Annotated in this window: 18 protein-coding genes and 2 tRNA genes; 5 read left to right on the top strand and 15 right to left on the bottom strand. The window is 67.5% G+C overall.

The window, feature by feature from the left end; all coding sequences use genetic code 11:
- The first annotated feature begins 18 nt into the window (after positions 1-18).
- Positions 19-786 carry an FHA domain-containing protein gene (locus OZ403_RS16360; RefSeq protein ID WP_140790974.1) on the top strand — a complete coding sequence of 256 codons (768 nt, stop codon included), beginning with the start codon at positions 19-21 and terminating at the stop codon, positions 784-786.
- A gap of 53 nt (positions 787-839) precedes the next feature.
- Here the strand turns inward: OZ403_RS16360 and OZ403_RS16355 are convergent, their stop codons facing one another.
- Positions 840-1,202, bottom strand: a complete 363-nt coding sequence (locus tag OZ403_RS16355; RefSeq protein WP_140790973.1) for a TraR/DksA family transcriptional regulator — start codon at positions 1,200-1,202, stop codon at positions 840-842.
- A 126-nt stretch (positions 1,203-1,328) separates the two neighbouring features.
- On the opposite strand from OZ403_RS16355, the gene OZ403_RS16350 reads away from it, so the two are divergent.
- The gene (locus OZ403_RS16350; RefSeq protein ID WP_140790971.1) at positions 1,329-2,210 is read left to right on the top strand and encodes a DNA integrity scanning protein DisA nucleotide-binding domain protein; all 882 of its coding nucleotides are present in this window, start codon (positions 1,329-1,331) and stop codon (positions 2,208-2,210) included.
- Positions 2,211-2,218: 8 nt separating this feature from the next.
- On the opposite strand, the gene OZ403_RS16345 is transcribed toward OZ403_RS16350, so the two are convergent.
- The 6 genes from OZ403_RS16345 to dnaK form a co-directional block, all read right to left on the bottom strand.
- On the bottom strand, positions 2,219-2,776 hold the full coding sequence (locus OZ403_RS16345; protein WP_268784573.1) for a PspA/IM30 family protein: 558 nt from the start codon (positions 2,774-2,776) through the stop codon (positions 2,219-2,221).
- A 16-nt stretch (positions 2,777-2,792) separates the two neighbouring features.
- On the bottom strand, positions 2,793-5,075 hold the full coding sequence (locus tag OZ403_RS16340) for a vWA domain-containing protein (RefSeq protein WP_268784572.1): 2,283 nt from the start codon (positions 5,073-5,075) through the stop codon (positions 2,793-2,795).
- 49 nt (positions 5,076-5,124) lie between these two features.
- Complete coding sequence (locus tag OZ403_RS16335) at positions 5,125-7,656, bottom strand: AAA family ATPase (protein WP_268784571.1); 2,532 nt, start codon at positions 7,654-7,656, stop codon at positions 5,125-5,127.
- 50 nt (positions 7,657-7,706) lie between these two features.
- Positions 7,707-8,117: a thiol-disulfide oxidoreductase DCC family protein gene (locus tag OZ403_RS16330; RefSeq protein ID WP_140798281.1), complete on the bottom strand. Its 411-nt coding sequence runs from the start codon at positions 8,115-8,117 to the stop codon at positions 7,707-7,709.
- Complete coding sequence (locus OZ403_RS16325) at positions 8,117-8,992, bottom strand: hypothetical protein (RefSeq protein WP_268784570.1); 876 nt, start codon at positions 8,990-8,992, stop codon at positions 8,117-8,119. Before OZ403_RS16325 ends, OZ403_RS16330 begins: the two co-directional genes overlap by 1 nt.
- Positions 8,993-9,191: 199 nt before the next feature.
- On the bottom strand, positions 9,192-11,102 hold the full coding sequence (gene dnaK / locus OZ403_RS16320) for a molecular chaperone DnaK (RefSeq protein WP_140790960.1): 1,911 nt from the start codon (positions 11,100-11,102) through the stop codon (positions 9,192-9,194).
- A 393-nt stretch (positions 11,103-11,495) separates the two neighbouring features.
- Between dnaK and OZ403_RS16315 the strand changes: the two genes are divergently transcribed.
- Positions 11,496-12,587, top strand: a complete 1,092-nt coding sequence (locus OZ403_RS16315; protein WP_140798280.1) for a diacylglycerol/lipid kinase family protein — start codon at positions 11,496-11,498, stop codon at positions 12,585-12,587.
- 24 nt (positions 12,588-12,611) lie between these two features.
- Here the strand turns inward: OZ403_RS16315 and OZ403_RS16310 are convergent, their stop codons facing one another.
- The 5 genes from OZ403_RS16310 to greB form a co-directional block, all read right to left on the bottom strand.
- A complete protein-coding gene (locus OZ403_RS16310) occupies positions 12,612-13,373 on the bottom strand; it encodes an SAM-dependent methyltransferase (RefSeq protein WP_140798279.1) in 762 nt (253 codons plus the stop codon).
- A gap of 47 nt (positions 13,374-13,420) precedes the next feature.
- Positions 13,421-13,726, bottom strand: a complete 306-nt coding sequence (locus OZ403_RS16305) for an HP0495 family protein (protein ID WP_140790954.1) — start codon at positions 13,724-13,726, stop codon at positions 13,421-13,423.
- Between the two features lie 15 nt (positions 13,727-13,741).
- Positions 13,742-15,061: a PhoH family protein gene (locus OZ403_RS16300; protein WP_268784569.1), complete on the bottom strand. Its 1,320-nt coding sequence runs from the start codon at positions 15,059-15,061 to the stop codon at positions 13,742-13,744.
- Positions 15,062-15,286: 225 nt separating this feature from the next.
- A complete protein-coding gene (locus OZ403_RS16295) occupies positions 15,287-16,234 on the bottom strand; it encodes a deacetylase (RefSeq protein WP_174258792.1) in 948 nt (315 codons plus the stop codon).
- A gap of 9 nt (positions 16,235-16,243) precedes the next feature.
- On the bottom strand, positions 16,244-16,774 hold the full coding sequence (greB, locus tag OZ403_RS16290) for a transcription elongation factor GreB (RefSeq protein WP_268784568.1): 531 nt from the start codon (positions 16,772-16,774) through the stop codon (positions 16,244-16,246).
- A gap of 192 nt (positions 16,775-16,966) precedes the next feature.
- Here greB and OZ403_RS16285 point away from each other — a divergent pair.
- Both OZ403_RS16285 and OZ403_RS16280 read left to right on the top strand, forming a co-directional pair.
- Positions 16,967-17,039: transfer RNA gene (locus tag OZ403_RS16285), tRNA-Lys, on the top strand.
- 23 nt (positions 17,040-17,062) lie between these two features.
- A tRNA-Glu gene (locus OZ403_RS16280) sits at positions 17,063-17,135 on the top strand.
- A gap of 139 nt (positions 17,136-17,274) precedes the next feature.
- Here the strand turns inward: OZ403_RS16280 and OZ403_RS16275 are convergent.
- The 3 genes from OZ403_RS16275 to OZ403_RS16265 all read right to left on the bottom strand — a co-directional run bounded on the left by OZ403_RS16275 (position 17,275) and on the right by OZ403_RS16265 (position 21,240).
- Positions 17,275-18,429 carry a serine/threonine protein kinase gene (locus tag OZ403_RS16275; protein WP_268784878.1) on the bottom strand — a complete coding sequence of 385 codons (1,155 nt, stop codon included), beginning with the start codon at positions 18,427-18,429 and terminating at the stop codon, positions 17,275-17,277.
- A gap of 157 nt (positions 18,430-18,586) precedes the next feature.
- Positions 18,587-20,380, bottom strand: a complete 1,794-nt coding sequence (locus OZ403_RS16270) for a serine/threonine protein kinase (protein ID WP_140798278.1) — start codon at positions 20,378-20,380, stop codon at positions 18,587-18,589.
- Complete coding sequence (locus OZ403_RS16265; protein WP_268784567.1) at positions 20,377-21,240, bottom strand: DUF2381 family protein; 864 nt, start codon at positions 21,238-21,240, stop codon at positions 20,377-20,379. Before OZ403_RS16265 ends, OZ403_RS16270 begins: the two co-directional genes overlap by 4 nt.
- Positions 21,241-21,411 lie beyond the last annotated feature (171 nt).

Raw genomic sequence — 21,411 nt, 5'->3', positions numbered from 1 at the left:
TAAAACCCCTAGCCCTCCATGGACGCGATGGAATACTGCCCCCGCTGTGACACCGAAAACCCTCGGGACGCCTCCGTCTGCCGGGCGTGCGGCTCGCCGCTGCGCTCCGGAACGATGGTGATGGCCGTCGCCAGCGTCGCTTCGCGCCCGCAGGTCTCCATCCGCGTGGTGCGCGCCGATGGCGGCCCCGAGTCCGTCGTCCGCATGCAGCGCGACACCCTCACCTGCGGCCAGCAGGCGGACATCTCGCTCACGGACGACCCCTTCATCATGCCGCTCCAGGTCCGGTTCTTCTTCTCCGGCATCCGGCTGGCCGTGGAGGACGTAGGCGGCGCCAACGGCGTCTTCGTCCGCCTGCGCCAGGAGCGAGAGCTGTCCCCTGGCGGCGAGCTGCGACTGGGACGCCAGCGGCTGGTGCTGGAGCCCATTCCCACCGCGGCCACCGGACCGGGCGGAACCCAGGTCTGGGGTTCACCGGATCCCGGCTACCGGCTGCGGCTGGTGCAACTGCTGGAGGGAGGCCTGCGAGGCGGCGCCTTCCCCCTGCGCGAAGGCGACAATCTCCTGGGCCGCGAGCAAGGCGACCTCACCTTCCCCACGGACGGCTTCGTGTCCGGGCGGCACGCCGTGCTGCAGGTGCGGCAGGACCGGCTGCAGGTCCGAGACGTGGGCTCGTCCAACGGCACCTTCATCCGCCTGTCGGGCCCCACCTTCGTGGACAACGGGGACCACTTCCTCATTGGCCGTCAGCTGCTGCGCGTGGAAATCCAAGCGCCCACGGCCTGAAATGCCAAGGGCCGCACGGGGTATCCCCCGCGCGGCCCTCACTGCCTCGGCGCTTAGCCGTAGGACTTCTCCTTCTTCTCCTGCTCTTCCTTGCAGCGGATGCAAAGGGTCGTCACCGGGCGCGCATCCAGGCGCTTGGGCGAGATGTCCTCTTCGCACCGCTCGCAGATACCGAAGGTGCCGTCCTCGATGCGGACCAGCGCCTTTTCGATCTTCTGCAACAGGAACTTCTCCCGGTCCCGCAAACGGAAGACCATTGACTGCGCATACTCGGAAGACGCCAGGTCGATCTCATCGGGAAGGTCGTCCGTGTCGAAACTGGACTCCTCCACCAGGGTCTTCTTGGCGCTCTCGAGCAGGCTCGCCTTGCTGTCCTCGAGCATCTTCTTGTAACGCTTGAGATCTTTCTGGTTCACAGCCTTCGCTCCAGTTCAGCGAGGTTTTGGGGCCCTGCACCCCAAAAAAAGGGCCCGAAAGCTTTATTCATGCGGTTTCCAGTGTCAAGCTGACCTGGGTATGACCGAGGGTGAAGGGAGGGACGTTTGACCGAGAACACGAAGTTTGATCGGGAGTTCCTGCGCTCGGCTCTCTCGTTGGCCGGCAAGAACGAAGTCGATCACTTCCTCTATATCTGCGACACGCCCATTCCCGCTGAAGAGTTTCGCGGCCGGCCTGCTCGCAAGAAGCTCGTCTACGCCGTCACGATGCCCAAGCTGGCGGAGGAGCACCTCGCCAAGAAGGTCCGCGCGCTCGTCATCCCCGCGTACGACTACTCCCGCACCGAGCGTGTGAAAGTGGCGCTCGTGTCCGCGCTGTCCCAGGGAGCCTTCAAGGAAGGCGACCTGGTCCTGTGCATGACGGGCAAGGTGGGCCGCGCGCCGGACACGCTGATGCAGATGCGCATCGGCGGCTCGCTCGATGACCGCGTCGCCATTGAAGGCGTGAAGCTGGGCGACGAGTTCAACTCCCAGGTGGTGGACGCCCTCATCCAGTTGGCGCTGCAGATTGGCCAGGAAGGCTTCGAGGGCCACCCCATTGGCACCATCATCACCATTGGCGCCCACAACACCGTGCTGGAGAAGAGCCGGCAGATGACCATCAACCCGTTCCAGGGCCTCTCCGAGGCGGAACGGAACGTGCTCGACCCGAAGATTCGCGAGGCCATCAAGAACTTCTCCGTGCTCGACGGTGCCTTCGTCATCCGCGAGGACGGTGTCGTCCTGGCCGCGGGGCGCTACCTGTCCGCGGCGGATGAGGCCGTGAAGATTCCGCTCGGGTTGGGCGCGCGGCACGCGGCCGCCGCTGGCATGACGTCCACCACGGGCTGCATCGCCCTGGTCGTGAGCCAGACGTCCGGCGCGGTGCGGCTCTTCAAGGGTGGCAACATCGTCCTGGAGCTGCACCAGACGGCGCGCCGGACCTGAAGCCGCGCTCATTCCTCCTGCGACTTCTCCTCGCGGTAGATGTCCGCCAGCGCGTGCGCTCGCTCGATTTCATCCCGAGCCGCGTCCACCACCAGCGCCTGGTCGAAACGGGCCACGCGCTCGCGCAGGGCCTCGGTGACGAGCCCTCCCACGGTGAGCCGCGCGGACGCGCTCTCCCGCTCGCGGCGCAGCTCCACCACGCGGTCGCCCAGCTCGCTCGCGGCCTCCAGCAACAACCGCCCGTCCGACTCAGCCCGCTCCAGCGAATCACCCGTGCTGGCCAGGAGGTCCTCCGCCTGCGCCTGGTCCTTCTCCAGCACGCGTACCGCCCGGGCGTCACCGCGCTCCTTCGCGGTGGCCCGCCGCGAGGTGAGCTCCAGCAACCGGCGCGCATAGCGCTCCTCCGCGCGCACCAGGTCCGCCTTGAGCGCCAGCAGCGTGGCCGCGGACTTGCGGACCTCGGCGGCCTGGCGCTCCAGGTTCTCGATGAGCTGGTCGAAAGCAGCCAGCGGGTCCGCCAGGCGTGACGGCTCCTTCTTTCGTCTCCTCAGCAGGCCGAAGAACATGGGCGTGGGGCGCAGCCTACCCGAAGGGCCGGCACAACAGCCGCACGCGCTGCAACGCCTCCTGCGTGGCCTGCCCACCCACGGACAGCGCGGACAGGTAGCGCGCCGGGGTCAATCCGTACACACCCAGCAGGTGTTGAAGCAGCAGCAGGCTCTCCGCCGCGCGGCGGTCCGCGGGGGCCAGCGAGGCCGCCTCCACGAGCGCGCCCAGGATGTCCGCCACGCGGTGCGCGATGTCAGCACCGGGCGGCTCGGCCCCGGGGGGCAGCGCGGGCTTCTCCGGGAAGAGCGCATCGAACGAAGCGTCCACCGCCACGGTCTGCGGCGCAGCCCGACCGGCGGCGACAGCCTCCAGCGCCTCCAGGTGCGGCGTGAGCTGTTCCAGCGCATCACCGGACGCCGGCACGTCACGCGGCAGCAACGTGCGCCAGGGCGTGTCGAACTCCGTGCGCGCCCACAGAATCTCCTCGTCGGAGAGGTGGTGGTAGAAGGCGCGGCCTCCGGCGGCTCGTTGCTCACGGACGAGGAAGCGGAGGTCCAGGTTTTCCTCGCCCAGGGACACGAAGCTCAACGCGATGTCCAGCGCGTCCATGGGCGCGCGCGTGCGGCGGATGAGCTCCAGGTCCACGCGGTCCTCGCCGTCGGTGATGAGCACCACGGTGGCCCGAGCGAGGTAAGGGTCCCTCCCCTGCGCGGCGCGGATGGAGTCGAACGCGGACATCAGCGCGAGCGTGATGTCCGTCTGCCCCTCCGCGGGTGAATCGCGGAAGAGCTTCTCCAGCTGCCGGGTGGCCTCCATCGCGGAGTCCACGCGCGCCAGCTCGGTGGGCACGTCGTTGAAGAAGCTGAAGTACAGCGGGTCGAAGTGCTCGCCTCGGCGGGCCTTGACGCGCAGGTTGTTGAGCTCCGCGATGACAATGGCATCCCGGAAGCGGGCACGCGCGCCGTGCATGGAGCCCGACGCGTCGCAGACGTAGACCCGCACCGCGGTGCGCTTCACCTTCCGGGGGCGCGGAGGCGGCTCATCGTCCAGGTACGCGCGCACCAACTGGTGACTGGCAGCCAGGTCGCTCAGCAGCATCCGCGGGTCCGTCAGAACGAAGTTGTTCACCTCGTGGAGGCTGCCCGTCGTCTCGTAGGTCATCGTCTGCGTCGGGTACGGGACGCGCCGAGGCACCGCCCGCGCGGTGCGCGTATCCGCCAGGACGATTTCCTCCGACAGCGAGTCCTCCACGTCGAAGTAGCGGGCACAGCCCGCCGCCAGCTCGAACGTGGAGAGCTGCTCGGGCTTCAGTGAGAAGGCCAGGTCCGTCAGCAGCTCATCGGCCTTCGGTGGGCCCGGGACTTCGTCAGGCGCGGTGGGCGTCTCGCCGAACCAGTGCGACAGGCCATCGAGCTCCGCGCGCTCCATCAGCGACGACAGCTGAGGAGGTGCCGGCAACAGCGGCGTCAGCGCCGCACGGGCCACGTCCGCCAGCGCCGCGTCCCCCGCCTCCAAGGCCCGCTCGTAGAGCCCCTTCAGCGAGCGGTAGGCCACCTGAGGCTCGCGCCGAGCCGTATGGCGCACGTGCCGCAGCAGCTCATCCATGGAACGCACGGCCGGAACGGCCCGCACCCGCTCGCGGGCTTCGGCTACCTGACGCCGCAGCACCATGCCTCGCTCGCGGTCGTGGTCCGCGCCCAGGCGGATAAGCAGCTCGTGCGCCAGGTCCAGGTCCCGTCGCTTCTGCATGACGTCGGTGGCGTTGGCCCGGGCTCGCTCCGCGAAGAACTCCGCCACGGCCAGGCGAGCACTGGCGGGCGCATGACGCGTGGTGCGCCCGTCGGTGCGCCCGTAGATTTCCAGCGCAACGTCGTCATCCTCCGGCTCCGACGAAGGAGGACGTGCGAAGAGGTCCGCCACCTTCACCACCCGCGCCAGCTGGACGAAGCCCTTCTCCAGCACCGCGACCGCGCCGGGGATCGGCTCACCCGTGCGCCAGGCCCGCTCCACGAGCACCAGGCACTGCTCCACCTCTTCGAGCGCTTGATGGGCCCTGTCGAGCAGCCCCTGCGCCAGTGTCCCCGCCCTGCCCTTCCGCAGGCCCAGCTCCTTGAGGAGCCGTGCGTCCGCCGACGTGTGCACGCCCACCCGGTCCAGGTCCCGGTCCAGCGAGGCCAGCATTGGCAGCGCGACATCCTCGGGCCCGCGAGCACGGCGCCCCAGCAGCGTCCACGCCCGCCAACCGCCGCGAGCGGGCGCGGGCTGGTGGAGCGCATCCAGCCGCTGCCGGAGGTCCGCGAGGCGCTGGGCCAACACGCTCAGCGTCCCCTCTCCGCTTCAACCTGTCGCCCGAGGAAGAGCCGGTTCATGGCGAGGACCGCCGAGCCAGCACCTGCCGGCTGAAGCGCCCGAAGTCCTCGTCGATGCCGCGCAGCTGTCCCTCCAGCTTTCGAGCCCCCTCCCCCAGGTCACCGGGCATGGTGCCCAGTAGCGCGAGGACACCCCGTAGCCGAAGCAACTCGCCTTCCTTCAACGCGAGCATCGGGAAGCGGCTGCGCACCAGCCGGTCCACGGTGCGCTCGGCATCCGCGCGCTCCGTCATGGATTCGGGCGGTGGAAGCGACGTGAGCAGCTGGGTCAGCCAGCTCCGCAGGTATTTGACGCGCGTCTGGACGAACCCGAGCTCCGCCTGGGCCACCGCCGAACGTACGGCCTCCGACAGGAAGCCGGGCGCGGCGCCACCGTGGTTCGCGGCCAGCTGCCCATCCAACCCCAGCAGCGCGGCCAGCTCTCCATCAGGCGCCCTCGCCGCGAAGTCGCCCCGGTAGAAGACGTAGGCATCCCCATTGAGGACCGACGTGGACGCGGGCGGCGGGCTGGGCACCTCGCGCGTGAGGACATGGGCATGCTCACGCAGCCGGGACTCGATAATCTCCCGGCACTCGGCGAACACCGCGTCGATGGACACACCCTCGCGCCGGAGGTTCTCCGCCACCGACTGTACCGCGCGCCCGTACTGCTCGATGCGTTCGAAGGGCGTGGAGGACAGCACCTCCCGGGCGTAGGCAATGCCCAGCGGGAGCAGCAGCTCCTGCTTGAGGCCCTGTTGCGTGGGGTCCAGGACGGCCAGGGCGTTCTCCAGCTGCGTCAGGCGGCGCGAATCTCCCGCCAGCGCTTCAAGCGGCTCCCGACGTCCCCGGGCCAGGTTGCCCTGAAACGAGAACACCGCGCGCCGGCGCAGCGCGGACACGACCCGGCTCCGGACCTCAGCCTCGGCCGTGCGCAGGCGTTCCAATGTGGCGGGTGCGCCCTCTGACAACTGCCCCGCCAGCTCCGCCGTCAGGGAAAGCTCTTCCTCCAGGTTGTCCGCCAGCCCGACCAGGCCCTCCAGCTTGAGCCCGTCCTCGAAGTCCACGCTCTCCGCGGACAGGGCAATCATCTCCTGGGCCCCTTCCAGGAAGCGGGCCGTGGCGTCGCACAACGCCCCGTAGACCGGCCGCAGCTCGGGGACGCCGCGACAGAGCGTCAGCACGTCGCCGAACGACGTCAGCAGCGCGATGCCGCCCCGCCCCTCACCGTGCCCCGCCATGCCGCGCGCCAGCCGCTGCTCCTGCGCCGCCACCAGGGCCCGCGCCGCAGCAACCAACGGCATCCGGTTCTGCACATGGCGAGGCCCGGGCACCAGCTTGGCCAACAAGGCCCGCGCGGTGGTGGAGACGACGCCGGGCTGCCAGTTACGGCTCACGGACTCGACGGAACTCACCTCTTCGGAGGACCCGAGCGCTTGCGCCTCGCGCTCCACGCCGCCCCCCAGCTCCTGCCGTACCTTGGCCAGCGCTTCGTCGAAGGCGCGCTGCTCCAGGCGGACGATTTCGAGCTGCGCCCGCTCCCGAGGGTCCACCACGGACTTGAGCAGCGCCTCCGTCTCCCCCGCTGGCGGACCGCCCAGGAGGAAGAACCAGCGCAGCGAATCCAGGTCCTCGACAGTGGCCTCCAACGCCCGCTCAGGGCGCCGGTATATCTGGTCCCTCACCACCGCGGCCTTCAGCGCCCACAGCGCCTTCACCACTGAGCGCTGAGAGAAGTACTTCGTCGGCACGTAGTCCGGCAGCTTCGCCACCTGGGCCGCCAGCGCGCGCTCCAGCGCATCCGCCAGCAGCTCCACGCCCTCCATGACGTGGCTGGGCACCACCACCTTCGTCACGGCGTCCTGCAGCAGGTCCACCTGCTGCAACGACAGCTGCGCGCGCAAATCCGGCCGAGCGCCATGGGAGAAGCGTTGCAGCATGGCCGCCCGGCTCTCCCGGCGAGCGAACGACTTGGGCACGAAGCAGATGAAGCTCAGCCGGTCCGCGAAGGCCAGGAGCAGTTCCGGCGAGCGCGCCAGTACCTCGGAGAGATACCGGTTGCTCGTCATGACGACGCACTCGATGCGCCCCGTCGTCACCCGGCGTCCGTGCTTCAGCTCCCGCTCGTGCAGCACGTTGAGGATGGAGCGCAGCAGCATGTCCCGGCCGTCGAAGACCTCGTCCAGGAAGGCGTGCTCGGAGCCCAGCATGCCTTCGTCGGTGAGGTACTCGGTGCGTCCCGTCTCCGTGAGCACCTTGAAGTCCACCGGGCCGATGAGGTCCGTCTGCACGGTGGACTCGGCCAGCTGCTTGGAGAAGAGCGACGGCAAGCCCGTACGCTCGTCGATGATGCGCCCCAGGACGGCGCTGGTGATGGCGCTCTTGGCCGTTCCGGGGGGCCCCACCACCAGGACGTGCTCGCGCCCCAGGAGCGCCAGCTCCAGCTGCGTGAAGAGCGTCTCTCGCTCCAGGTAGGCGTCCCGGAGCTCGGTGAAGAAGTGCCGGAAGGCGCGCGCGGCCTGGAGGTATGTGGACGGTGGAGATTGCACGGACGAACCCGAGGTGGCGGGGAAACGCCATGCTATCCGCCACGCGCGTCCTATTTGAAGTGGACCGCGCACGCCCCGTCCGGACACTGACGTCCCGCGATGCGGAATCGAAAGCGGGCCACGACGCGGTAGAGCGCATCCAGGAGCTGCCGCAGGCCCGGCACGTAGTACACGCGGAGCAGCCGTCCCAGCGGCCGTCGGCCCAGCGCCAGGACAATGGCCTCCAGCCCCTCCACCACAGCCCCATCCGGTAGGACCAGCTGCAGGGCCCGCTCACAGCGGTCCTCCGTGACACCCGGGAAGGATGCCAGCACCCCGTCCTCCCGAAACGAGCGCAGGCGCGTCCCCGTCCCGCCCAGCAGCCGCTGGAGCTGCCGGGCCGCCCCACCGCACAGGCGACAGTGCCCGTCATAGAGAATCACGTCATGCCCGGGAGGCGTCGTCCGCAGCACGGGCGCCATCAGCGAGGCCTCAGTGTGTCATGCAGGTGCGCATGCACCGCGCGCCAGATGTCGTGCTGCCGCTCGATGGGGTCCATCAGCGACATGCCCACCGACGTCGCGGGCGAGCTGCCCTGGAAGGCCGAGTACTGACGCACCTGCGTGCCCCCCGCGCCGTCCTCGGCGAAGACGAAGCGATTCGTGCCGCGCAGCGGGTGCCCATCCAGCGTGGTGATGTGCAGCGTGTTCGCGCCCGGCTCCAGGCGCACGGTGATGGGCGCCCACACGGGCAGAAAACCCTTTTCCTCCAGGAACAACTTCGCCCCATCCACGAGTGCCGCGGTCGCCGGGCGGACGCGGATGCCGGCGGCCTCGAACACCGCAGATGGGTGACGGACGAAGTAGGCGTAGGCCTGGGCGGGCGCCACGTCCGGAATGCTGCTGGCGTAGTCCGTCAAGGACGTGGGCGCGCCGGGGATGGGCGGACTGGGCTTCAGGTGGTCCAGGTGGATGCGCGCATAACCATCCACGGCGGCACTATCCCCCATCAACCGGCTGGCAGCCGCGGCTTCGGATTGAGCGGCCGTGAGCGCCCCCTGCCGCACCTGCTCCATCAGGTTGCCCGTGGGCTTGGGCGGAAACGCGCCACCCACGCCGAAGTCGAACTGGTTGTCGGCGCCCGTGCGGGGCCCCGAGCGCGGCCCAGGCACAGACAGCGCCGGTGGATGCCCCGTGGGAGGCCCCCGGTAGGGCTCCACCGTCGAGGACGCCACGGCGGAGGCCGGCCGGCACTGCGCCGTGCGCGTGGGAGGAGGAACGACCGCCGGCGCAGCGGCGCCCTCGGAGGGAGCGGTACCCGGCGGGAGGAAGGACGGTGACGACTGGATGCGGGACATGGAACGCCAGCCCCTGCACCCCTGCCGCCAGTCCTCGCCCCAGTCCCATCAACCCCTTGGCACGGCCCGACGTCCCGCTTCCCGCACGCCCATCCTCCCTTTCGGAACACCCCTCCGCCCCGCAAAGCAGAAGGCCGGCCCCCCACTCGCGTGGGAGCACCGGCCCTTTGCGTCACTTCAGCGGCTCATCGCTCCGCCACTACGACTGGCGGAACTCGGCGTCCACCACGTCGTCCTTCTTGGCGCTGGCCTGCGAGCCCGGCGCCGCGGAAGGACCGGCACCCGGAGCGCCCTCGGCGCCCGGCGCGCCGCCCGTGGCGCGGTACATCTCCTCGGCGGCCTTGTAGCTGGCGGCCTGGAGCGCATCGAGCGCCGCCTTGATGGCGTCCTTGTCCTGGCCGTCGCGGACCTTGTTGAGCTCCGCCACCGCGTCCTCGAGCGCCTTCGCCGTGTCCGCGGACAGCTTGTCCTTGTTCTCCTTCAGCAGCTTCTCGGCCGCGTAGGACTGGCTCTCCGCCTGGTTCTTCATCTCCACCAGCTCGCGGCGGGTCTTGTCGGCCGCCTCGTTGGAGCGGGCGTCGGCGACCATCTTCTCCACCTCGTCCTTCGCAAGGCCGGACGAGTGGGTGATGGTGACCTTCTGCTCCTTACCCGTGGCCTTGTCCTTGGCGCTGACGTTGAGGATGCCGTTCGCGTCGATGTCGAACGTCACCTCGATCTGCGGCACGCCACGCGGCGCCGGCGGCATGCCCGTCAGGTGGAAGCGGCCGAGGCTGCGGTTGTCGCCCGCCATCTCACGCTCGCCCTGGAGGACGTGGATCTCCACCTGCGTCTGGCCGTCCGCGGCCGTGGAGAAGGTCTCCGACTTGCGCGTGGGGATGGTGGTGTTGCGCTCGATGAGCTTCGTCATCACCCCGCCCAGCGTCTCCACGCCCAGGCTCAGCGGCGTCACGTCCAGCAGGAGGATGTCCTTCACCTCGCCGGAGAGCACGCCGGCCTGCACCGCGGCGCCCACCGCAACGACTTCGTCCGGGTTCACCGAGCGGTTCGGCTCCTTGCCGAACAGGCGCTTCACGGCCTCCTGCACCTTCGGGATGCGCGTGGTGCCGCCGACGAGGACGATCTCGTTGAGGTCCTTCGGCTCCACGCCCGCGTCCTTGAGACACTTGCGGCAGGGCTCCAGCGAGCGCTCGATGAGGTCGTCGATCATCGCCTCGAACTTGGCGCGCGTGAGCTTGACGTTGAGGTGCTTCGGCCCCGTCGCGTCCGCGGTGAGGAACGGCAGGTTGACGTCCGTCTCCATCGCGGCGGACAGCTCGATCTTCGCCTTCTCCGCCGCCTCCTTCAGGCGCTGGAGGACCATCTTGTCCTTGCTGACGTCGAGCCCGGTGTCCTTCTTGAACTCGGTGATCAGCCAGTCCATGATCCGCAGGTCGATGTTGTCACCGCCCAGGTGCGTGTCACCGTTGGTCGCGAGCACGTCGACCACGTTCTCGCCCACCTCGAGGATGGACACGTCGAACGTGCCACCGCCGAAGTCGTAGACGGCGATCTTCTCGTCCTTCTTCTTGTCCAGACCGTACGCGAGCGCCGCGGCGGTCGGCTCGTTCACGATGCGGCGCACGGTGAGGCCCGCGATTTCACCCGCGTCCTTGGTGGCCTGGCGCTGGGCGTCGTTGAAGTACGCGGGGACGGTGATGACCGCCTCCGTCACCTTCTCACCCAGGTAGTTCTCCGCCGCGCGCTTCAGCTTCAGCAGCACCTGCGCGCTGATCTCCGGCGCGCTGTACTGCTTGCCGTCGATGTCCACGCGCGCATCGCCGTTGGGCCCCCGGGCGACCTTGTAGGGGACCAGCGTGGCCTCCTCGGATACCTCGTCGTGCCGCCGGCCCATGAAGCGCTTGCTGGAGTAGATGGTCCGCTCCGGGTTGGTGATGGACTGGCGCTTCGCCACCTGACCGACCAGACGCTCCCCGTCCTTCGTGAACGCGACCACCGAGGGCGTGATGCGGCTGCCTTCCTCGTTGACGATCACCTTGGGCTCGCGACCCTCCATGATCGCGACCACACTGTTCGTGGTGCCCAGGTCGATCCCGATAATCTTGCCCACGGTTCCTATCCTCCGGAAAAGACTGCGTTTTCTCTGAAAACTTCTGATGTACGCCCAACGTAACCACCCACCCCTCGCTGTCAAACGCGAGGGACCACCGGGCCGCACACCTGAAGGTGGCACTCCCCGCTGCGTAGCGCAGTGCGCAGGCCCACACGCACCGCGTCACAGTCGTGACACCCGCACGCCACGGGTGCGTAACGCGCTCTACACCGCCGTCACCCCGAGGTAGCAACCGGGCGGGCTTTTGGACAGCAGGGAACGATTCAACCCCTTGGAATCTCAAGCCTGCTCGCCTGCTGACGCCCTGCGTCAGGGCTTGGCGAGGAATGTGCACTGGGTTCGGGTGTCGCCGCCCGGTCCCCCACCGGCGCAACCTTCGGAGCCGCCCTCATGCTGGTCCAGCCCCTCCGCTCTCCCGATCTCCGCCGTGCGCCCACATCGGACGTCACCGCGGAGCCCAAGGTCGCGGTCCTGCTGAACGCCAATGCCCGGAAGGTCGACGCTCGGGTGGTGAAGTCCCTGTCCCACGTCGTGCCGGAGCAGGACCTGTTCCTCTCCCGCTCGCCGCTGGACTCCCGCCGCATCATCCAGACGGTGCTGGAGCGTGGCTACCCCATGGTCTTCACGGGCGGCGGTGACGGTACCTTCATGGGCTTCGTGAACGAGGTCCTCCACCAGGTCGGCCCGCGCGGCCGCTTCGCGGGGAAGACGGCGCCTCGCTTCGGCGTCCTCAAGCTGGGCACCGGCAATGGCCTGGCCGCCTACGTCAACGCCTCCGGCACCCGGGGCGATGGCATCCTCAATGACGTGCTGCGCGCCCGCACGGGCGAGGTTCCGGGCTACCGCCCCATGGACCTGCTGATGGTGGACGGGCAGCGCGCGCCCTTCGCCGGGCTGGGCGTGGATGGCAAGGTGCTCAACGACTACATCTGGGTGAAGGAGCACCTGGGCAAGGGCTTCTTCAAGAGCGTCCTCAGCGGCAGCGGCGGGTACTTCTCCGCGGTGGCCTGCAAGACGGTGCCTCACTATCTCACCCACTCCCACTGGGTGGAGTGTGAGGTCGTCAATGGCGCCTCCGAGGCCTACCGGCTGGGGCCGGATGGCAGCGCGATGGGCGAGCCGCTAGCCCCGGGCGCCACCCTCTTCCGCGGCCGGCTGATGATGGCGGCGGCGGGCACCATGCCCTACTACGGCTACGGCTTCCGCATGTTCCCCTTCGCGGGCCAGCGCCAGGGCTACATGCAGCTGCGGCTGGGCCAGGTGACGCCCACGCAGGTGCTCACCCACCTGCCCAAGCTGTGGAATGGTCGTTGGTTCCCCGAAGGCCTGATGGACTTCCACGCCCGAGAGGTCACCATCCGCTTCGCCAACCCCATGCCTTTCCAGGTGGGTGGCGATGCGGCGGGCTACCGCGAGCAGGTCCACATGTCCGTGGCCCCGGAGTCCGTCGAGTTGGTGGACTTCACCGGCGCGCTGAACTGAGAGCCCGCCGGGTGCCGCCCTCGGCTACCCGCGGTCGCGGGACGCCGGGGGCTTCTCGCCCTGCTCCTTGCGGCGGCCCACCACGAAGGCGTAGCTGACACTGGCCTTGCCGTTGCTCTCGCGGTGCAGCGCCAGCTCCTCGCGGAGCGCGGCGGGCTGCGCGCCGGGGATGGACGACAGGAACGACTCGATGTCCCGGTAGTGCGCGTCCAGCTCCGCGTCATGGAGCGCTTCGGCGGACTCGGGCTCGTAGCCGGCGCCCTCCACCACCTGCAGCAGCTCGCGCGGCAACAGCAGCGGCCCGGAGACGCGGCGCTCCCAGAAGTCGAGCGTAGCCTTGGGAGCAAAGCGCCCCACCCGCGCGGGGAACGTGAAGCCCAGCCGCCCGCGCTTCGACAGCAGACCGCGCATGTTCGCCAGCGTGGCCTTCAACGGGTAGAGCACGCGGCCCTGGATGAGGATGCCGTTGAAATCCCCGTCGGACAGGCCCAGCGCGTCCAGCGACACGCGGCGGACTTCAATCTGCTCCGCCAGCCCCTGCGCCCGCACGCGCTCACGCACCGGGTTGAGGAGGGCGTCGTCGGTGTCGGCCGCGACGACGGTACAGCCCATCTCCCGGGCCAACAGCAGCGCGGCGCTTCCGTCGGGGCCACAGCCGAGCACCAGCACGCGCGAGCCGGGCTCCAGCTGGGCCACCTTCGCGAAGCGCCGCGTTGCGTCATCCGAGCTGAAGGCGCGCCGGACATCCGCGGGGTGATACAGCGGGAAGGGCTCAGGCGGGCTCATGGCTCCCCATATACCCGCCTCCTCCAGAGACTTCCAGCCACGGTCCCCTACAAGTAGTAGATGACCCGCTCGTCCTTGTGGAGCCCGTCGTAGATGGCGCGCCGCTGCTCCTCGGACAACAGGTACACGGACACGCTCAGGGAGACGTACTTGCCCTTGCTGCTGGGCTGCTCGTGGATGGAGTCCGGCGAGAGTTCCGTGCCCAGGAGCCGCTTGAACAGCTCACGGACATGGTCCACGAAGCCGGCCCCCTGCGCGCCCATCACCTTGAAGGTGTAGACGGAGGGGAACTCGATGAGGGGCTTCTTCTCCCCTTCGCCGGCGGGAGGGCTTCCTGCGTCTTCCTTCGTCATGTCTCGTACCAGCGGCTACAGCAGGTTGGCGGCGAGCTCGGCCAGGGCGCTGCGCTCACCCTTCGACATGGTGATGTGCGCCGCGATCTTCTCGCTCTTGAAGCGGTTGACCACGTGGACCAGGCCGTTGTTCGTCGCGTCCACGTACGGGTTGTCGATCTGGAACGGGTCTCCCGTCAGGATGATCTTCGTGTTGTCGCCCACGCGGGTGATGATGGTCTTCACCTCGTGCGGCGTGAGGTTCTGCGCCTCGTCCACGATGATGAACTGATTGGGCAGGCTGCGGCCGCGGATGTACGTGAGCGGCTCAATCTCCATCAGCCCCAGGTCCAGCAGTTCGTGGTAGCCGCGCCCGGCCTTCTTGTCCGCTCGGCTGAGGTTCATCAGGAACTCCACGTTGTCGAAGATGGGCTGCATCCAGGGGTTCAGCTTCTCCTCGACGCTGCCGGGCAGATACCCGATGTCCCGGCCCAACGGGAAGATGGGACGGCTGACCAGCAGCTTCTGGTAGAGCCCCTCCTCCGTCACCTTCTGCAGGCCCGCGGCGATGGCGAGCAGCGTCTTGCCCGTGCCCGCCTTGCCGACGATGGTGACCAGCTTGATGTCGTCGTTGAGCAGCAGGTCCAGGCAGAAGGCCTGCTCCATGTTGCGCGGGCGGACGCCCCACGTCCCGTCCTTGATCTGCCGCACCAGGGGCACCAGGCGGCCCTTGGACCCGTTGAAGCGGCCCATGGCGGTGTGGGACGGGTTCGTCTCGTCCTTGAGGAGCACCACCTGGTTGGCGAACAGGGACTCGTCGTCCGGCAGCTCCACCTCGGCGCCCTGGCGGTACATCTGGTCCACCAGGTCCTTGGGGACCAGTCGCTCGGCGAAGCCGGTGTACAGCTCCGTGATTTCCACCCGCTCGGTGTCGTAGTCCTGGGCAATGAGGCCCAGGGCGTCCGCGCGGATGCGGAGGTTGGTGTCCTTGGTGATGAAGACGGCCTGCGTGTCCGGCTCCGCCTTCATCAGGTCGAGCGCCACCCCGAGGATGCGGTTGTCCATCAGGTTGCTGTCCGCCATGGACGGAGGCAGCGCACGTTCGGTGAAGCTCACCCGCAACAAGCCACCGTGCGGCAGAGGCACCCCTTCCTTCAGGGAGCCCTCGGCGCGGAACGAATCCAGGTAGCGCGCCACCAGGCGCGCGTTGCGGCCCAGCTCGGAGAGGTCGCGCTTGAACTGGTCGATCTCCTCGATGACGTAGATGGGGATGATGACGTTGTTGTCTTTGAAGCCGTAGATGCTGCGGGGATCGTGAAGAAGGACGTTGGTGTCGAGAATGAAGTTCTTACGCATCGTGGGTTGCGCGACCTGAAGGTTCGGCTGCGACCGCGAGGGACCGTGCGACGGTGAGTCTCCTGACCACTATAGGCACCGGCTTCAGGGGAAACAGCCTGCTTGTCGCCAGGACGTGCGGCTGTCCGAAACCCCACGCCCCAGACGCCGGGGATGACGGCGGTCCGCATGGCGCCTTTCGGCGAGTCACCATGGATCAGCCCTGTAGCACGAGCGGCCGTCCGTTCAGTGCGCCACGACAGGCGCGAGCGGATCATATCCGAGCAGCTCCGCCACCCGCTCGGGCGGCGGCCCCGGGGGCATCCGCTCCCAGGGAAAGCGCCGCTGGAGCGTCTCCTCATCCAGCGTGAGCTGCCGCCGGGCCTCCAGTTGGAGCGCGTCATCCCACGCGTTCGCATCGAAGTGCTGCCCCAGCCGCGAGCTCAGCGGAGACACCATGGGCGAAGGTTTGAAGGTCACGGCCTCTCCGTGCTGGTCCCGCATGCAATGCAGCTCCACCGCCCACGCATGGAGCCAGCGCGGCAGGTGCCGCCCCGCCTGACGAAGCGCGAGGAAGCGGCCCTGCGCGGCGCCATCCACGAAGAGGAAGCGGCGGTCATAGACGCAAGCGGCGGCGAAGGTGGAAGGAGTGAGGGCCAGGGCCTCGGTGCCGATACGGCGGGCCATCAGCAGGAGCACGTCCAGGATGTGGCCGGCGAGCTTGAGCCCGGGGTGGTTCTGCCCGGGCAGCGGCGGCCGGTTCCAGTCGAAGGCGCGCCCCGGGTTCTGGAGCAACAGCGAGTCCAGGTACAGCAGCGGCGTGGCGGCGAGCGCGTCACCGAACCCCACCTCGGCCCCGGTCGTCCGCCGCAGGTCCAGGTCCGCCACGGGGACATAGAACCGCCTGCTCCAAAGGATGATGCGTGGCCGGTACGGGTCCGTGCACACGACGCGAAGCTCCAGCGGCCCTACCCGCTCCTCGACGCGCTGGAACAGCCCATAGGCACGCAGGGCCCGCTCCAGGCCCTGGGGGCTGTAGGTGCCGAAGACGAGGTCCGCGCGGGAGGCTTCGGCGCTGCCCAGCCCCAGGTCTTCCAGGGTCATCCCCGCGCTCTCGGAAACGGCCAGGTCCGGCCCGCTCAGCGCCTGATAGATGCGACGGTAGCGGGGGTTGACGGGCTGAATCCGAGGCATGGCTTCCACCTATTCGTAGCGGATGTCCACCACCGTGAGTTCGATGTCCCCGCGTGGCCGCCGCACCTCGACCGAGTCTCCCACGGCCTTGCGAATGAGTGCCCGCCCCATGGGGGATTCGACGCTGATGCGCCCGCCCGAGGCGTCAATCTCGTCGGAACCGACGATCTGGTAGGTGCTGCGGCCGCCGTCCTCGTCCTCCAGGCTCACCGTCGCCCCGAAGAAGACGCGGGAGCGGTCGGTCTGCTCGGCGGGCGTGACGATGGTGGCGGTGTCCAGGCGCTTCTGGAGGAAACGGAGGCGGCGGTCGATTTCACGCAGACGCTTCTTCCCGTAGATGTACTCGGCGTTCTCGGAGCGGTCGCCCTGAGCGGCGGCAGCGGAGACCTCGGCCGTCACCTTGGGGCGCTCCTCGTTGAGAAGGTGGACGAGTTCGCGGTGCAGGCGCTCGGCGCCCGCCCGGGTGAGGTAGCGGCGGAACGGAGCCCGCTCGGCGTCGTCCTCGGTCTCCTGTTCATCCGGATGTACGTCCTGGGACATGGCTCCTGTATATCGCCACGGGGTGACGCGGGGCGAAGGGCGCTGGCCCGGACGTTCACCGGAAAGCGGTCGGGGCGCTGTCAGAAACGGCCCCATGCGCTCGCCAGTGGAAAGCGTCGCTGAGTGCTGGTAGGAAGCGCCTGCCCCGGGGGCTTCCGGGGTGGTGGCGAAAAATTTAAAAAAGAATAGTGCGAGTCGCTAGCTCAGCTGGTAGAGCACCGGCCTTTTAAGCCGAGGGTCGGGGGTTCGAGCCCCCCGCGACTCATGTGGTTGAAGTGAAGGTGTGCTGTCCCCGTCGTCTAGAGGCCCAGGACGCTGGCCTTTCAAGCCGGTAACACGGGTTCGAATCCCGTCGGGGACATGTAAAAACGCGGGGTTGGACAGTGCGAACTGTCCAACCCCGTTCGTTTTTGGCCGCTCCGTGTTGTTCCTTTGTTGTTCCTTCGCGGGCCAACGCATCCTGTTTCCCGACTGCGTCGACTGGCCCAGAAGCACCTCAATCACGCCGTCGTCACGTCATCCGGCTTGCGCTTGCCGCGACCACGAGGCGGCAGGGTCGCCATCGAATCCAGCGCCGCTTCTGCCTGAGCAGCTCGAGACTTCACCTCGGCTGCGGCGTCGGCCTTCGTGAAGGTGCCGCCAAGCCAGGCCGTCAGGTGGGCCGCCAACTCCCCTGCCGACTGGTAGCGCTCACGAGGCGCATCCCGAAGGAGCCGGTTCAGCGTCACGCGTAGCCCCTGGGGAAGCCCCTCAGTCATCGCGTCTACGTCCGCAGCCGTCAGCGTCGCCGCGCGCCAAATCGCGTCAGACACCAACGGCGGCGCCCCCGCAAGCGTGGCCCGCTTGACCGCCCGAGCCACCCGCCGACGCTTCTTCGTGGGCAGCGAGGCCATGACTTCGGGCGTGATGTCGTCCGGGCAGAAGAGCAGGTTCTTCCCCGTCGCCAGTTCGAGCAGCACGACGCCCAGCGTGAAGAGGTCGGAGCGCGCGTCGACACTCCCCCCGAGGAGCATTTCTGGCGACGAATAGAAGTGGTCCCCTAAGGGGCCGCGCGCCGACGAGGCCACTCGGCCCGGCAAGTCGGACAGCGCGAGGCCGAAGTCGGCGAGCTGAACCGTCCCGTCCCAGTTGACGAAGATGTGCTCAACGTCGACGGCCCGATGAACGATGTTCAGCGACCAGCCCTGCCCGTCCTTCGCGGAGTGCGCGTGATCAAGGGCCGCCGCGACCTGAGCGCCGACGTAGAGCACAAAGAGCGGCGAGAACCATCGCCTACTCTCACCGACGAGCGTCAGCAGTTCGTTCAGGGAGTGGCCATCCGGGTGCTCCGTGCTGACGTACCAGTAGCCCTCGACCTTGTGCAGTCCATGCACCTTGAGGATGGCCGGATGCTTGAGGAACGTCGCAAGGCGAACCTGTTCGTCGAGCTTCGCTCGCGCACGCATGACCCGAGCGCCTTCCGTTTCCGATGGAGCCGGAACCGCTTTGAGCAGCACCTTCCCACGAGGCGCCCCGGACGCAGACCGCAGCCGCGCTACGAACAGGGACATCCCGTGGTGCGTTGGCCCCAAGTCCTCGCGGAACTCGTAGCCGACCCCGTCCGCCGAGAAGAGGATTGCCCCTCGCGGAATCTTGAACTCGATTGCCTTCGACATGCCGTTGCCCCTCGTGTGCGAACTCGCAACCAATGCGACGAGGAAAACGCTACCTGCGGCATCTGATCGAGGGAACGCCCTCACGGGTCATGGGGTCAAAACGGCTTGTTCGGGCCGAAATTGACACCTCCTACCTATTACGTTCTCCCAGGGGCGTTCAGGGCCACCGGTCCACGACGTAGCCGCCCCCAAAGTTGTTCGCCTTCACCCTGCCATCCGAATACCCCTTAGAAGGGTTCTCTACGACGAAGCAAACGGGGCGCTCGTCCTGTCCTGGCAATTTCACTCGGTCGTAGCGGATGACCAATGCAGGCCCCTCCGAGCGGCCCAATCGGTCGGAAAGGAAGTATGCCTTGCCATAGAAGCGCGTTCCTGGGGGAGCGAACGCTCTTTGCCCCGACGGAATGCCCTTTGGAACAACCCCCACCACATCCGCGCCAGCCGTGAACCAAACGTCGTCGTCTGTCGCATGTCGGGAATCCAAGGTGAGGACAAAACTCTGATTCACCTTCCAACGCAGATCCTCCCGCATCACCTCTTCCGCACCAGCCGGACAGGTGAACGCTTCGGGCCGAATCTGCGCCCCAGGGCAACCCGCCGCGAGCGCCGCAACGAGCGTCATCGTCGCGCAGTCGGCAGCAGCGGCGGCTTTCGTCCTCCCGCGTGACTGGCGTCCTTGGGGTGGGACTTCGGGTGACGGAGTCGTCTTCACGGTTGAACCTTCCTTCGGAGCGGCAGTTACTTGCCCCGTCAGCAGCACAGGAGGGGGGCTAGGAGGTGACATAGCAGGGGCGGCCGATGGGAGCGGCGCGGAATGCGGGGAACTGGGAGGGGGTGACGCACTAGCAACCTGCGACTCCCGAGACTGCGTCGCTTCTCCGAGGCTGAGCCAGAATCCCCCGGCCACAGCTAGCACGACGAGCGTAGCCAAACCCGCCAGGAGCCCCCTTCCAGCACGCCCAGGACCACGATCAAGGGGTTCTCGCGGGTCCGGAACCTCCACGGGAGGCAGCACCTGTTCCGGCGCATCCTGCTGCCGCTGTTCGGACGGAGGATGCACCGGGGACAGGAACTCCGCGCTCGAATAGGCCAGGAGTTCGCCCAGTTCGCGACGTAGCGCCTCGGTGTCGACGGGACGCTTGGCCGGGTCACGCGACAGGATGCAATCAACGAGGTCGTTCAGAGCTTCTGGAACACGCTCGTTCAACGCACGCGCGGGAGGCGGCTTCATGACGGTGCTGTTGAGCGTAACTCGCGCTTGGACTTCCGTCGGTCGCGGGTCAGTCAGTAACTCATAGAGCATGGCGCCGACCGCGAAAATCTCGTCCGCGACACGGAAGGCGTACTTCGCGCGCTGTTCGGCCTTGTGCTCCCGAAGCCATGCGAACTGCTCCGGCGCGCGAAAGCGATCCGTCCCCGGAGGCAAGCCCCAATCCGTCAGCTCTTCAGCCAACGAGTAGCTTGCACAGCTAAAGTCGATAATGACCGGCTCGCCATCGCTCTTCCGGATCAAAACGTTGGACAGCTTCAAATCCCGATGCAGAACGCCACGGCCGTGCATGTACGAAAGCGCGGCGGAAATCTTATCGAAGACCTGCAAGACCTCTTGAACCGTGGGGTGTTTACGCTCCGCCCATTCGGCAAGGGTCCACCCATCGATGTACTCAAGCGCAAGATAGACATTCCCCGGCTCGGAGTACCCATACCCTCGATGATTGACGATATTCGGATGGTCTAGGAGAAGGAGCGCCGAAAGCTCCCGAAGCGTCCTCGCATGTGTTTGCTTGTCGTCCCCGCTCGAATCACGATGACGCGCCAACTTGAGCGCGCATTTACGACCGTGCTTCTCGACGAGGTAGACGACTGCAAACCCTCCGTTTCCAAGCTCCCTGACAACACTCCAACCATCGATGGTCATGCCAGATGCCGGGAACATCGAAATCACGTTCATGGAGTTCCCCCAGAGGCGACCTTCGGCAGCCTCACATTGGGAATCGTGAGCATGCGTCCATCCCCTACCATCTCCAACGTGAAGACCGGGCTCGCGCTCAACTGATTTACTTCAGCAACCGCGAGAATGCGCCCACTTCCACCTGGAACGATCTCCCCCGCTTCCACTGTCACAAGCCGAGCGCGCAGCGGCAAGCCAGCACGTCCCGTCAACACGGCCTCTCGCGGCTCCCAAATTGACCGCCCAGGATGATTTCGTATTGTCGCATCGACCAACACCCATCCCTGCCCACGATAAGCGATAGCTGAAACTATGGAGAATCCTTGGGACGCGTCGTCATACGGCTTAATCAGTGTCGCCGTTACGCCTTCCTTGTCGACAAACCCCAGCAGCACGAAGTCTTCGGGTCGAGGTGTTCGCGGCACGTCTACCGGGCACGCAATGTCCGTCAACTCGGGACGTTGCACGTCGATCCGCGTGTCCACTTCGGTCTGGTCCGTGATCAGTGAGAAGGCAGCTCGCGCAGGAGCCCGGCCATCCGCGAAGAAGACCCCGACTTCGTAGCGCTCGCCTTCAGGGAGGTTCGCCACGGGCTGAACAATGACCGACCGCTCACCGGCATCGAGGACGCGAATCCGCGACTCGTCGAAGGTCAGGGTCTTCCGGTTGATGGGAGCCGGAAACAGGAAGAGCGTCGGCGTGTCATGCGCAACGCGGACGACAGGAAGAGCATCTGCGGGGCTGTTTGCAACGGACACCGCTCGGTCCCGCTTCGCGCGTTCCTCTTGTGCCGCCATGGCTGGCGTCGCAGCCTCCCACGCGAGAACGAGCGTAAGGGCCAATCTGACCGGTTGGATCAAAGGCGCATGACCTCCCAGAGCAGGAAGCTACCATCGCAGATACTCGCGCAGTGGGCCTATTTCCTACAGGCCAGCACGCCCCGTGCGGTGAGCGGTCCCCCTTGCCTCACTCTTGGCTTGTTGGTCCCGCCTTGGGACTCGGTGCCTCAAAGTAGCGGGTCATCCACTTCT

The sequence above is a fragment of the Myxococcus sp. NMCA1 genome (assembly GCF_026810205.1).
GTDB lineage: Bacteria > Myxococcota > Myxococcia > Myxococcales > Myxococcaceae > Myxococcus > Myxococcus xanthus_A.
The sequence above is the reverse complement of the archived record's forward strand: the minus strand, read 5'-3'. Positions and strand labels throughout refer to the sequence as shown.